This is a genomic window from Nocardiopsis synnemataformans, assembly GCF_965343085.1.
In the GTDB taxonomy this organism is placed as follows: domain Bacteria; phylum Actinomycetota; class Actinomycetes; order Streptosporangiales; family Streptosporangiaceae; genus Nocardiopsis; species Nocardiopsis alborubida.
The window spans coordinates 31,777-46,312 of record NZ_CBDRFA010000027.1 but is presented as its reverse complement, the minus strand read 5'-3'; the positions used below and the strand labels follow the sequence as shown (position 1 = coordinate 46,312).

General features: G+C 60.6%; 5 protein-coding genes. All 5 read left to right on the top strand.

The window, feature by feature from the left end; all coding sequences use genetic code 11:
* Positions 1–20 precede the first annotated feature (20 nt).
* The 5 genes from ACSIH6_RS17165 (at position 21) to ACSIH6_RS17145 (ending at position 13,706) form a co-directional block, all read left to right on the top strand.
* Positions 21–4,019: a type IV secretory system conjugative DNA transfer family protein gene (locus tag ACSIH6_RS17165; RefSeq protein WP_435109311.1), complete on the top strand. Its 3,999-nt coding sequence runs from the start codon at positions 21–23 to the stop codon at positions 4,017–4,019.
* A gap of 173 nt (positions 4,020–4,192) precedes the next feature.
* Entirely contained in the window at positions 4,193–9,814 is a 5,622-nt protein-coding gene (locus ACSIH6_RS17160) for a hypothetical protein (protein ID WP_435109310.1), read from the top strand.
* Between the two features lie 134 nt (positions 9,815–9,948).
* Positions 9,949–10,704, top strand: coding sequence for a hypothetical protein (locus tag ACSIH6_RS17155; RefSeq protein ID WP_435109309.1), 756 nt, complete (start codon positions 9,949–9,951; stop codon positions 10,702–10,704).
* Between the two features lie 18 nt (positions 10,705–10,722).
* Positions 10,723–13,371: a hypothetical protein gene (locus ACSIH6_RS17150; RefSeq protein WP_435109308.1), complete on the top strand. Its 2,649-nt coding sequence runs from the start codon at positions 10,723–10,725 to the stop codon at positions 13,369–13,371.
* 38 nt (positions 13,372–13,409) lie between these two features.
* Positions 13,410–13,706 carry a hypothetical protein gene (locus ACSIH6_RS17145; protein ID WP_435109307.1) on the top strand — a complete coding sequence of 99 codons (297 nt, stop codon included), beginning with the start codon at positions 13,410–13,412 and terminating at the stop codon, positions 13,704–13,706.
* Positions 13,707–14,536 lie beyond the last annotated feature (830 nt).

The window sequence follows — 14,536 nt, the reverse complement described above, 5'->3', positions numbered from 1 at the left end:
ACATTAGAAGGGTACATTTCATGGCTAGAAAAAGTTCCAGTCCCAGAGCGAGTGCGTGGGACAAGATCTCGTCGCGCAAGGTCGAGGAGACACGTGCCAATCGCGACGTCTACGAATCCCAGCAGCTCGACCGCTCCCGCATCGAACGCAAACGGACCCGCACCTCGCGTACCGTCCTCGCGGTCGCGGCAGGCCTCCTCGTCGCCGTGCTGGTGTGGGCGCTGTGGTCGGTGGGCCAGTTCACGGTGAGCGCCATGGCCACCTCGCTCGGTGGGCCCGCGGTCCCCGACTTCGTCGAACGCGAGAGGCTGTCGGCGACCCAGTACTGCTACCGCGTCCTCGACGAGGCCGGGCAGGCGGTCCCCGACCAGCCGTGCCACGGCACCGAGGGCGAGGCCCTGGAGAACCCGCCGCAGTGGGTGCTCGACGACGTCGCCGCACAGCGGGCGGAGATCGAGGCCGCGAGCGAGGACGAGCCCGACGCGCTCCTGGGATGGTTCCTCCACCTGACCTGGCTCAAGCTCGCCGTCTCGCTCGGCGGGGGCCTGGCCGCGTTCGGCATCGCCTACCTGCTGCTCATGCGCAACCGGGACGCGCAGAACCTGCTGCACGACACCAGCGACATCAACCAGTACCACGGCGACCAGCACATCGCCCTGCCGGACGAGGTCGTCCGCAAGTTCGACTGGTTCCCCGACGTGGGCGCGCACAGCTCGGTGCAGCCCTCCTCGATGATCAGCCACGTCATGGCGAGCCGCAAGGGCCTCAAGTCGATCGAGGTCGCCCAGCGCGCGGAGGAGGACGTGCTCGACTCCGACGGGGACGTCGACTACCACAAGGGCGAGATCCTGCGCGATGACGATGACCGGGCGGTCACCAGGAAACTGCCCCTCATCGACGAGAAGTTCGGCGACGACCTGTTCGAGGCCTCCGGTCTGCCGAAGGACAAGAACATCCGCAAGCGGTTCGACACCACCAGAATCCCCTACAACCCCGACGGCAAGGACCGCGCCAAGCTCGGAGGGCACAAGACCGTCGCGGACATGATCAACGCCGACTGGGAGTTCCCCGAGTACGAGGTGCAGCGTCCGGCCGGGGCGTACATCGTCGACACGGCCCCGGTCAACACCATGGTGCTGGCCATCACCCGCGCCGGCAAGGGGCAGACCTACATCGAGCCGATGATCGACATGTGGCTGCGCGAGAAGCAGCCCAACAACATGGTCATCAACGACCCCAAGGGCGAGCTACTGGTCAAGCACTACGTGCGGGCCACGATGCGCGGCTTCCAGGTGGTGCAGTTCAACCTCATCAACGCGATGAAGACCGACATCTACAACCCGCTCGGGATGGCCGCCGAAGCCGCCCGGGAGGGTGACTCGACCAAGTGCGCGATGTACATCGAGAACATCGCCGACGTCTTCTTCCCGCTCGACGGCGGAGAGGACCCCGTGTGGCCCAACGCCGCCAACAACGCCTTCAAGCGCGCCGCCTACGGTCTCATCGACTACTACCTGGAGGAGGAGCGCGAACTGCGCGCCTACGCCGCCCGGGTGGACATGGACCCCAAGGTCCTGGAGACCAAGCTCGACGAGAAGTGGGGCAAGGTCACGCTGTACAACTGCTATCAGTTGTTCGTGCAGCTCTCGGCCAAGAAGGTCAAGAACCCGGTGGACCTAGTCAAAGAAAAGGTCAAAAAGGGCGAGTTTGGGGATCCGGAGCAAGGCACGTTCCGCGGTGAGGAGGCCGAGGCCGAACACGAGGAGGCCCTAAGCAAAGCTTTTCTCTGGGAGGACAAGAAGGAGCTGGACATGCTCACCTTGTTCTTCAACGCCACCAAGGCGCTGCCCACCAACTCGATGCGCACCCTGGTCGGCAACGCCGACAACGCGCTGCGGGCGATGGGCGCTGCCGATAAGATGCTGGCGAGCGTCTACGGCATCGCGATCACGGCGATGAGCTTCTTCACCGACCCGACGATCTCCACGCTCACCTCGGGCACCCCCAGCCAGAACACCGACCTGGGGGGCCTGAGCTTCCCGCGTCGCATGGGCGTGCGCTTCGCCGTGAACTACCTCAAGCGCGACCACCTGATCGGCGCCCAGGCCAAGTGGGACGCCTACGCCGACGACAGGTTCGAGCAGCCGCTCGGCGGGGACTTCGAGCACGAGGACATCGTCTCCCGAGAAGGCTGGGCCCGCTACTACTTCAAGGGCAAGTTCTCCGGCAACGTCGCCTACATCCGGTTGCGGTTGCTGAACCCGCAGACCGGCATGCTCATCCGCACCTTCCACTTCAAGTTCACCAAGGACTACCAGACCTCACTCAACGGCCGGTTCTACGTCACCGACCCGGTGACCGGTGAGAAGATCATCCGCAACGGCATCCTGCTGGAGCTGAGGAAACAGGACGACGGCTCGTTCGCGCCCGGGCACACCACCTATCCGCAGATGCGGCTGACCAACATCAATGGAGCCTTGCCCGAGAAGGAAATGGGGCAGGCCAACGCGATCACGCAGACGATGGTGCGCTATTCGGAGCAGCCCAAGATGGTGTTCCTGGTGACTCCGCCGCACATGATGAAGTACGCCAAGCTCATCCTCATCCTGGTCAAACAGCTGGTCGACCTGAACTTCGACAAGTCGTACATGACCAAGGAGAACCAGAAACCCCTGTACAAGACCCGGTTCATGCTCGACGAGCTGGGCAACCTCCAGTCGGAGGGACACGGCATCTCCGGCTTCGAGACGATGCTCTCGATCGGGCTGGGCCAGGAGCAGCAGTTCACGCTCATCCTCCAGACCCTTCAGCAGCTGCGCGACGTCTACGGCGAGTCGGTGGACAAGATCGTGCAGGGCAACACCTCCAACATCGTCTTCCTCAAGAGCACCGACGACTCGATGCTCGACACGTTGGAGAAGATGTCCGGCAAGCGCCACACCACCTACATGGACTCCAAGACCGTCACCCAGGACAAGGGGCAACTGGTCAAGGGCATGAGCGTGGAGGGCAAGGTCTCCTACACCATGTCGACCAAGGAGGAGCCGGTCATCTCCTACAACGACATGGCCTTCATCTCCGAGCGCAACTCGATCGTCTTCCGGGCGGGCGACCCGCCGGTGTGGAACCGCAACGAGACGATCCTGCCGATGTCGTGGCGCATGTTCGAGGACACGATCGCGCACCCGGGGCACGACTACACGCTCCAGACCATCCCGACGCTGTCCAGCGCGATGGACTTCGACGTGCGCATGAACCAGCCCGACTTCGAGGCGATGCTGGCCAAGCGCATGCAGCAGGCCGAGCTGACCGCCGAATGCCGCGAGAAGTACAAGGTGGCGCACGACCTCACCGAGGTGGACGTCGCGCGACTGGACCCCGACACCTACGCCAACGAGGTCATGGAGCTGGTCGACGCCGCCCGAGGCGAGGCCTACGCCGAGGAGCACGACCTGGGCGGTTCCGACGAGGTCGACCTCGAGGACCTGGAGGGCGCCATCGACCTGGACATGCCCTGGGAGTACGACGTGGCGACCCAGCAGGCCGTGGACGACCAGCAGGCGAGGATGGACGGGTTCCGTCAGCTGCGCTACGCCGACAGGCAGATCAGCCGCGACATGCTGGTCCACTTCTCCTCCGATCCCGTGCGACCTCACGCGGGCGCGCTGGACGGCCCGCTGGACACACACATCATCGAGGCGTACAAGACGGCGCGCCCCGCACTCGAACAGGACAGCGCCCACTTCTCGGTGGGCACGGACGGCTCGCTGCGCAGCGCCGACGGCTCGCGGGTCTACGTCTCCCGCCAGGACGAGTCCGAGGCGATGCGACGGCTCCAGCAGGCCAGTGAGAACGAGGCGGAGGGGGTGTTCGCCGAGGACCCGGAGCAGCTCGCCGACCTGCACGGGTTCCGCGTGCACGGAGCCTTCTACGAGTTCCTCGCCGAGCAGGAGAGCTGGCTGGGCCTGGCACGCGGTGAGTTCGACCGGGCGATGGCCACTCTGATGAGTGACGTGTAATAGCCGGACACGGGACCGACTGCTCCTACGCCCTTGGGTGCTTTCTTAAGCAGATTCAGGTGAGAGCGAGCGCTTGGCCTATGGCCCTAGCCTTGACCACGACGTTATAGTCGATACACCATAAAACCGACACTGAGCCCAAACTCGGGCTCCGTCCCGCAAGGAAGCCCTACATGGACCCGAAGAGCCCTGGTCTACGCCGGTACCTCTACGAGCACGTGTTCTACCGGGCGATCCAACAGGTGCAAAGGCAGACGAAGCAGACCGTTCTTGTTTCGACCGCCCGGATGCTACGTGGCAGGCTGGATGCAGACCTGATTGCAGGAGGAGTCGAGGGTGGGATAGGCAACCCCAACCTTGGTGTCTCTAGGTTGTTGACCTCGGTAGAGAAGGTTTTGAGCGGGCAGGGGCACGGGGGCCTATTCTCTGACGCCACGCACACCAACGAACTCTATCGGCGCGCCTTCGTGGAATTCCACGACATCACGGGACTGCGCCGCGTGCACCAGGGACGCATCGTTGAACCGGAACCGGGTGTGCGAGGCCCTTCGCTGCCAATTTCTCCCTACGATCCACGCTGGTCAACACGGCATGTAGTGAAAAAAGAAGGCTCACGGCAGCTTTACGCTCCTCTCGAACTGGTAGATGCCATGAGCGGGTTCACGCATGGACGTGTTGATCGGCTCCACAACGTACGGGACAGAAATTTCTCGCTATACCGCTACGACGAACTCAGCAAGAACCTTGCTAAGGCAGGCCGGGCTTACAGCGACGACGACGCAACCGGCATGAGTGAACTCATGAGCAGGATGAGCGAAGCGGAATACCGCAAGGCACGCAATTGGGTGATTCGGGGCACTCGCAATGAGAAAGGCTACGTCGATCCTGACCGGTGCATGAGTCCGCAAGCCCTGAGCCGCTCCGTGGCAATTCTGGATGAGCTGCGCAACCAAGGCGTGGAGTACCGGATCGAACCCGACCGCTACCGCGGCCAACTCAAGGCCGTGATCGAAAGCACAAAGATAGAGGTGCGCATCACCGATATTCGTGCGAAAGAACACTACATCGGCCGTGTCTATGACAACGGAGTGGCTACGACCTACTCAACCAATTACAAGCCGATGGGCCAGAACGCAACGGCGCACTATGTGCCAACACCGGAAGAGGCCGTGGAACTCCTGCGCTTCGCACAAGGCAAGAGCGTTCGGCGTGGAGATAACGGATGGGTCGGACAACTCGGTGGACATGATGTAGGGAGAAGCACCAAGCCGCACGAAATCCCCAACAGTTACTTTTCAGAAAGTGACAACGCTGCCATGTTCGTGGCGAAGCAGGCAGAGGTGAGGGGCCGAAAAATACCAGGCGCGTTCGTCTACATTCGCCAGGACGCTTTTAACCGCACAGCCGCCTCCACATGGTTCGGAAATACAGAAAAAGCTGCAGAATTTCTACACCAGGCGGTGACCAGCGCTCGGAAAAACATGCACGCCTCCCTGAATGCTGATGGCCTTATCACCGAGTACAAAGCTAACGCCGAGGCGGCCATTGACGGGGAGTACTTCCCTGATTTCGACGGTGATCCCGAGATCGCCGCGGTGCAGCGCTCTTACTGGGACGTGCTGCGCGGAGCACAAAGCACACTGTTGCGACCCGGCATCACAGAGGAGGAGTATCGAGCCAGAGTCGAAATCCTCGGCGAGCTGACCATGGAGGGCCAAGCCTCCCGTGCGGCCCACGAAAAGCTCGTGGCCCAGTTGTCCTACACTGGCACACCTGAGCAGAAAGTGCGCGATCATGCCCAGAACGCCCCCGATGGGTTTATCGGTACCTTCGAGCTCCGTGAGGTCAATGACGTCGGCGGACTCATGCGCAGGGAGAGGTTCAACCCTGGCAGGGTCGCCGCGCGGATGGCCAGTGAATATGGGCAGTTTCGCAATCAGGCCGATATTGTCGCGGCGCTGCGCGTGGTGGGCATCCCAGGCAATGAACTCATGGGTGATAGCTTTCATACCCGCAGTGTACGGGACCGGCTGATTAGTTTCGATCCCGCCAGCGCGGTACCTGCACAAAAGGTCCAGGATCCGTTCATACGTCGCATGCTGAAGGTCACTGCCGAGGCGATTGAACGCAAGGGTGGCAGAATCACCTCGTTGCAGGTGGACGGAAACGGGATCATTCGCTACACGGTCGACCGGTACCGACAGAACGGTACGGAACTCAGACCTGCTGTTGGCGAGATAGGACAGATCTTCAGCCCCGGCCAACATGGCGAAGTAGTGACCCGATTCGCCTCCGGAGACAATTACATGTTTGTGCCCGGATACGAAGCTCGCGTGTTGCCACAAAAGCTTGGTGAGCAAAAATCTGTCGAAGAGCGCACCGTATTGCGGGGATACGAACAGACCATGGCCGAGCGGATCGAGCACCGTATTGCCAGCGACATGATGACCATGCGCACGCGGATCGGTGACCCTAGCTCCCTCAACGGCGTCTACCGCGCACTTTATGACACCCGCCATGAGGTCGACTTCATTACGCGAGCCCAGGAACAAGGTCTGTCCCGGCAATGGGTCGAGTCGATCCTGGCCACCGAGGCCCGGCGGGTGCGCTACCCCAGTTCGCTAGCCTCAGGCTCGACCATGCACGCCGAGTGGAACGCAAAAAACGACCCCGGCTGGGATCCAAGCAACGACAACTTCGACGCCCCGTTGATTCGCACTGGCCGTAACATGGTAGTGCTGTCCGAAGAAGGGTCTGGGTTCTTTGACCCGGACATGACAGGAAACTCAGTTAACCAGGGCATTGTTCGTTACCTTACAGCGGACGCGCGGGTGGAGCAGGACGGGACGATTGCCGTCGGCGCTAAGGGCGGTCGGACTCCGTTAGCGTCCATGGCTCAGTTGACCGCGATGCAACACAACCCGTGGGACCGCCGACAGATGACCTTGGTGAACTTACTCAACGCATCGGCGATTACTGACAAAGAGGGCTCTGCCCTAATGACCTTCGGCGGTTGGGGCCTGGATGATCCTGTGGTCGTCTCGAAGGAGTTCGCCGAAAAGTACCGCATCCGCGGTGCCGACGGTTTGATGCGTCCACTGATACCCGGAGACAAGATCAGTGACCTGCACGGCAACAAAGGTGTTATCTCGCTCACGGTCGACCGCGATGCGCTTCCCGGCGTCGACTTCGACGCAGATGACTCCAGTCTAGTGCGTGCTCATCGAGTATTTGCCGACAACCCTGCTTTGCACGTGATCATGCCGCCTTTCTCCGCGGTGAGCCGTTTCAACGGTGGCACCGCTCGCGAGATGATGGAAGATCCACAGGACCTAAGGTTGTTGGACAAAGGCATGGTGCCCGGTGCCGTGGGCCATGCGCGCTACATCATCACTGGAAAAACCGCAGACAAGGGTACTCGGGTTTACGACCAGCAGGATCAGACCGAAGGCCGAGGCCGTAGAGCGTCCGCTCAGCTGGCCTGGGCGCTCAGCGCCCAGGAGTGCAGCAACGTCATGGCTGAGATTTACGGTCCTAACACCGCGGCGGCATCGAACCTGCGCGAGATGCTGGTGGCTGTGGGACTGGATATCGAACCTGACGGCACCCTGCGTATCGGCTACGACGACCTGACCGAAGGCTCCGCGCGCAGGCTGTTCGCGATGCCTGAGTTGATACGCACTGCTAAAGGCACGCTCAATTGGAAGCAAATGCGTGAGGACTTCGGTGCTCAGATCGGAAACAAGGGTGGCGAGATGGAGCTGCCTTTCCCGTTGCAAATGCCCACTGGGGCGACGGTGCCTAAGGTCAGTGAGACATCATGGGGACTTCCGGTGATGTCAGCGCATCTGCGTAGCGGCCAAGACCTTGGCGATGGAGTGCGCACCACCCACGACTACACCCGCTATTATTTGGCCATCTTTAAAGAGGCGTGCCGGTATCGCCATGCCATGGAGCGTCTGGCTGATGAAAAAGATCCGAAAAAGGCTAATCATCTGGAAAGGATGGTTCAGGAGGCGCCTCGCCGCGCACAAGGAACCTACGCCGTTCTCACTGAGGACCTGAAAAGAAGACGGTTTTCAGGAAAGCGAAATTTTTTCCGCGAAAACGTGATGTCGATCTCTCTACCCAACTCGGCGACGGCTGTGTGGACCTGCGATCCGCGACTGGACATTGACCAGGTCGCGATGGGCCCGGCTATGGCGGAAGCGCTCGGCCTTTCCGAGGACGACCATGCGATGATTTGGCGCGACCCAGTACTTCGCGATGGTGGTGTGCGCTACATGCGCGTAGCCATCGACGAGCGGCTGACTGGCGTGGCAATCAACCCTGTCATGGACAAGAGTTTCGATGGCGACTTCGACGGCGACTCCGTGGGCGTGTTTCGACTGACGACCAAGGCAGCCAAGGCTGAAGCCCTGGAGCGGCTCACGGTTGAGGCAAACCTGCTGGAGCTGGGCAGTCTAGATGAGGACGGCTTTTACCAGTTGGCGATGCAAAACGCCCTCGACGTCAAGGTGTCTCAACACATGCGGCCCGAGCTGGCGGCAGTCTTCGCAGAACTAAAGCGAGAGGCGAACAACAACTACGCCGACCTGACAGAGGGCACCATCGACCGTGCGTCGTTTTTGAAACGCAACCGGGAGCTGGTCCGCGGATTGAGCGAGTACTACCGCGAGGCGCTGGAAGACCAATACGGCGACGCGGTACTGCGTTTCGACTCGACCGAAGCGCACATGCGGAGTGTGCTTAAGGCGTGTATCGAGCCCGGGGCCAAGGGCTCGGTGGCCAAGCTCCGCGACTACTCACGCTATCTGGGGGTTGACCCCGACACGTTTGCCGACCTGGGACGCCCCCAGCACACACGTGAGGACGACCACGGCGTCATGATCGCCACGGCAGTCAAATCGCACGGTACTGGCGTGGCTGGGATGTACTCACAACGCGGCGTCAAGGCGTTGCGCGGCGAGGAACTCCAAGCAGTGTTGGAGCTGACCTACCCAGTGACACAGTCAATTCTCCAGTCAAAGCATGACCCAGAGGAGGCCCTACACAAGTACAACATGATCATGGGACCTGTCCGCGCTTTGTGGAAGGGCCTGCGGGTGGAGAAGAGACAGAGTGATCACGGCAGCGGATCCTGGGAGGTGGCGCGCGAGGAGAACGGCATCGAAGCCCAAGCCACAACCCAAGAGTGGGTGGAAACGTTCCTGCAGATGTACACGTCCAAGGAAGGCCTCAATGTCGCGATCAACCCTGCCCACGTCGAGGCGGTGGCGCATGCGCTCACCGACCCGACGACAGGCCGGATGACCAGTCCTGAGGACCAAGGACAGAACAGCGAACGTAGGGGCTCGACGCTGGACCGCTTGGCCTATGGCGGCGAGTTCGAGGACCTGGTCGAGGCTGCGAAGGCCAACTCAAACCTGTTCGCGGGTGAGCGTAGTAGTTGGTTCACCCCGTACCTAGTGACGAAAAATCAAAAGGCGGTGGGGCAGGCCGAGGAAGGCTTTAATCGTCCAGGTGATGTGCGGGCGCTGGGCAACAAAGACACGCAGCTCCGACCCGGGGAAAAAGCCCAGGTAGCGACTGGCGCGCCTGCGGTTCAGACCACACAAGAGCGGAAGAGCTGGCGAGGCAGCGACCAGATGCGGTCTAAGCATGTGCCGCCGTATCAGCACGTTGGGAGGCAGTCAAATTCGCATACTGGGCAGGACGTTCCGGAGGGGTTCGTACCGGCAAAGTTTCGCACCCAGCAGCGACCGGAAGAGTACGAGGGAAGACAGTCCCCTTGATCTGGTGGGGTCTATCAGGCAACCTGGAGGCATGGGTAGGGTAGGAGTAGTGAGATGCGATGTCTGGTAGCCGAAGGAGCGGCAGTTCGCATATCAGCACAGGTTCGGATGGTGAGTCTAAGGCAGGGGAAAACGTGACCTCCTCGTCCCTAGCCTCGGTGGTGAGAGATTTCGTCCGCAACGAAGCTGGCTTCACACACAATGAAGTGTGTCGCTACATCAATCAAGCCATCTGTGATGAAGCAGCAGTACTGTGGGGTTTTCGTGAGGCACTGTACCCCGCAGGCACCCCGTTGGATCACACGACGAACGACATCGGTTCGTCGAAAGGCAGTCAAGCGGATGGGGTCCACCATTGCCGCCTTTCTGAGGAGGTAGGCACGTTCGGTCAGTGCTATGACTCTGGCCGGGTGGCGTTGGCCCAAGTCCTCAACTACGTTCACGATCAGCGCACGCTAGTGCTGGCTCCCGCCACGAGTGCGTGGATCATGCGCCTGGACCACGACGGGATGATGGGTCGGCAGATGGGCGTCGACGTCGCTTCGCTCTACGAGCGCAAACCGGAGTACCAGCGGCTCAACGAGAGTCCGGCTTCTCAGCGAGTTCCCCAGCCACCGAGAAGAGTCCTCGAGAGTGGTGTGGACTACTCCCGTGAAGCGGTCCCCATGCCGCAGCACAGCATCGGTGCTCTGAGATGGACAGACGACCGCTCGACGGTAACGCCAACCGTACTCAACAAAGCGACCGCTCAGCACAATCATGACGACACCATCGCTAGCCCTGCAGTAGAAGTGATCGATGCCGCGGCGGCTGCCGAGCACACCAGGCCTGGGACGCTGCCCGAACAGGAACTGGACGAGTCAAGCGACGTGGACCCGTCGCTGCACTGAGACGAGACAGGAGTGGGCGTGGCGACCGGCAAAAAGAGGACGTTAGACGCTGAGACGCACCCAGATCCCGATGACAACATCGTGGACGCCGAAGTGGTCGAAACCTTCAGCGAACGAGTGCGCAAGGTCGGTGCCCAAACTGGTGAGCGCGTGCGGCAAGCGCGGCAGCATCGCAAGCAGCGCACATCGAACACTCCGCAGGGGCAGCGCAAAGCGTACGAGCGTAAACGGGCTCGTGGAGAACAGCAGACCCGGAACGACGCGGCTGGGCCCAACGGTGATCAGCGCGCCCGGCTCAAGCTGCAAACACAGCTCGCGCAGAAGGATTTCCTTCACCACTTGCGCACCTCGGGTATGACTTCTGCTAGTGAATCCATTCGTACACAGCGCAAAAAGCTCAGCAATCTGCACCAGGCGTACGCCTCAATGATGGTGCTCCAGTGCTTGCAACCACTCCAGCGTGGAGTCAGCGCAGAAAATCTTCTCCGTTCGGTCGGCATGGGAACAGCGATGTGGCTGCTCTCGCCGAACTTCCGCATTCAGGTAGGCGACTATGCCGGGCAGGTGGCCACCGCAATCGGAAAACGCCTGGACCGGAGTGAAGCGAAGATCATCGCCAGAGGAGAGAGGTCGCGAGAGAAAGAAGCTCGCTATTTCGACAAGACGGGGCAGGGCCGGGAAGGCATGCGAGGCCTGTCCGGGATGCGTCACCGCAGGAGGCTTGAGCGCATTGAACGGATGGAACGCGGTAACCGCGACCTGTTCACCGAGCACAGTGCTGCACTGACGCACGTCGGTATTGCACAAAACGCCTACGACGAGATGCGCAGACCCGGCGCTGACCGGGAATTGATCAAGAAAAACTTTGAGACTGCTCTCAGTGCGCTTTACGGCTATGTGGATGACGATGGCCTGGACCGTAAGGCGGTAGCGCGTAACATGCGCATCATCGTTGGCCAACTCATCGAACGCGACCCTGAGCAGGCAGCAGTTTTCTCCGAACTGGGACACGGCCGGTTCATCAAGACCGAACCTCAACCAGTCTTTGTGGAAGGCACCACGCAGTCGCTGACAGCTTGGACCGGTGACTACGTCGATGTCTACAACGGTGATGTCATCACCGGTGGTGCCTTCACGTTGCGCGAACCGATGGGCACCGATGAACACCGCGTTGCGGTGGCCCAGACCGTGTACGGCGAACTCTCCAGTGCCAATAGCCCAGCTGAGTTCGGTAAGGTCCTAGAGCAGTACATTATTGGTTCTATCACTCGAGAGTACCCCGAAACTGTTGAGTTGACCGAAGACGACGCGGCCCGCGCGCGATTCGACCGCGCGCGTGCAATGTTTTCATCCATGCGTGGTGACGGGATCAGTGACCAGGACCAAAAGCTGGTTTACATGGGGGGACTCTTCGAATCCTTGCACGCGCACCCGCGGATGGTAGCGCAGTGCCTCGACAGCCTGGGTCCTGAGTGGGAACAGCGATTGCGTACCTTGATCGAGAAGTACGCCGGGTTCGGTGAGCACGAGGCCCGTGAACGCCCAGGGGAAGGCACCTGGGTTTGGGTTGAACCCGAACCAGACTCTCCTTCCGAGTCAGCGGAGGCCGATGTTGCCGATGCGGATCCTCTCAACGACGACGCACGTGACGGTGAGCGGAGTTCGTCACCAAGCAGCAGCGAGCATGGAGCGACACCACAACCGGCTGCGACCGGCCCCCTCGCTGCCCTTGATGAAGCGGTCATGTACAGAAGGGGCGAGGTATGTCGCCGAGTCGGCCTGGTCGACGAGCATGGCAACGTCGATGAGAAACGGCTCGCCGAGATGGAGCTGCGCGGAGTCTCACTGGGACGTGCGGCTCGCAAGTCAGGCGACTGGTTCTTCAATGAGAGTGTTTTGACTGACGCCGAGGATGATCAAGCAAGGACAGTCATGCTGATCGAAGCGATATCAAATCACATGGCAAACGACGTCCTCAACACAGTGCAGGCAAGCAATGGCAGAAATTTGACTCAGAACATGTGGCCCATTGTGCGCGTATGGCGGAATCGATCCGCAACATCGATCCCTTTTCCCCCGGATCGGGCACAAGCGAGTGTTGACCAGGAAGCTTCTTTTAGGCCCTGGGGCCAGGATGAAGCATCCAACGCTCGGACGCGCGAAATGAGTGGCATGTCTGCCACAATGAAGTTTCTCAGTCTCGCAAATCAGGATCGTTTGCACTCCCTCGCTTATGTGAGAGCACTCGAAAAAATAGCTGTGACTGAACCCACCTGCGAAAAGCTGGTACATGAACTGGTTGCCATGGAAGGTGGTGATCCAAAAAACTGGCGCCAACACGAATACGAAGCTGCGCTGAAGCGCGGATACAGCGGCGAGCACCGAAGAGTTTTTCAGCAGGACTGTGAATATTTCGATTTGAATCCGGTCACAAAGCACACGGTTCCCGGTTCGCGTGCGACAGGGCAGCACGAAGATACCATACTTCCGATGGTGAAATTCGCTGGTGGATCGACGGTGACGCCGGAAGTACTCGCGCCAGGAACAGACAGCATGCGAGGCAGTCAGAGCGTCATCAGCAGACAGCTGGTACAATCCCGGCCTGCAAGCAGCGCACTACCGGAATCCACCCCAGAGCAGGGGAACGATTTTCATCCCGACATTTGAATGCAATTCTCGACAACCAGCAACAGAAAGGGAAAATAATGGCCAAGGTAGACTTGACGCAGTTCCTCGGTTTCGTCAATGAAGAGGACCGCAAACGCTGGAGTGAGATGCAGAAGGCCGCCCAAGAGCGCATCGAACAGGGTGGTGGCATCGGTCGCGTGGTCCGAGAAGCGGTCGAGCCGGGCATGAACCTAGCCCAGCAGGCACTCGGTTCACAGATGCAAGCCGCCCATCACAAAGTACACAACGATGCTCGTGCGGAGCGGCCGATGAGCAAGTTCGTGTATACAGAAGAGCACCCGCGATTCATCGATGACGAACACGAGCTCGGTTAGGGCACCTCGACAACTAGTCCGCTTTCGACCTTGTGTCTTTGTTTACCAGCGTTCTAGCTGCAGAACCGGTCGATCAGTTCTTGTGGACTGGTCCTGGGACGCGGCGATGGCCAGGAGCTGCTCGACGAACGAACATGGAAGGGTTTAGACCCGGATGCTCGGCCACGAACTGGCCCCCACCAGGCGGGCGTGGTGGATGCGTTCGTTGCCGCAGACCACCACGATCGCCGGAGCGGTACTGCCCTCCGCGGGTAAAAACCATGCTCACGGTAAGCTTTTGTGCCCTTACTCATGTGCATTTGAGTAAGGGCACACTCATCCTTTTCTCTACGACGGAGATGAACTAGCCCAGTCCTCCGGCCATCCTGGTACCACCCACTCGAAGGTGTTGCCGAAGTCGACTCGAGGTTGCTGCCCAATCCCTAGGGCGTCAGCCAAACCGACAATCCCAACCGCGTCGATGGCGAGCCCGCTGAACGCCGTGAATCTCGCCCCGTCCGCGTAGCCGGTGATCATGGCTGCTGGTCCCGACAGTTGGAGTGGCCCGCGCTGCACCTGTGCCTCACGCTCAGTTCCAACGTCGACCCTCTCAGCGGTGACCAGCGTGACGTCGACTGGGTGGGACAAGTCCTCGGGGTGCTGCAAACTACGCCCGGCAGCTAGCCGAAGGGCGGTGAGGGGTGAGTCGGTAATGTCAGTGCCGTAGAGCACGGCGCGCCTCTCTTTCGATGTAAGCGCTATCACGGAGGCCTGCGGCCCGAGCCGATCAAGCAGATAACGAACCCTGATGGTCTTTGCGAAATTTTCCTCAGTGTGCCGTTAGAGCTAGA

Coding starts and splice junctions, on each gene's coding strand:
- ACSIH6_RS17145 (WP_435109307.1), top strand. CDS start 13,410: ATGGCCAAGGTAGACTTGACGCAGTTCCTCGGTTTCGTCAATGAAGAG.
- ACSIH6_RS17160 (WP_435109310.1), top strand. CDS start 4,193: ATGGACCCGAAGAGCCCTGGTCTACGCCGGTACCTCTACGAGCACGTG.
- ACSIH6_RS17165 (WP_435109311.1), top strand. CDS start 21: ATGGCTAGAAAAAGTTCCAGTCCCAGAGCGAGTGCGTGGGACAAGATC.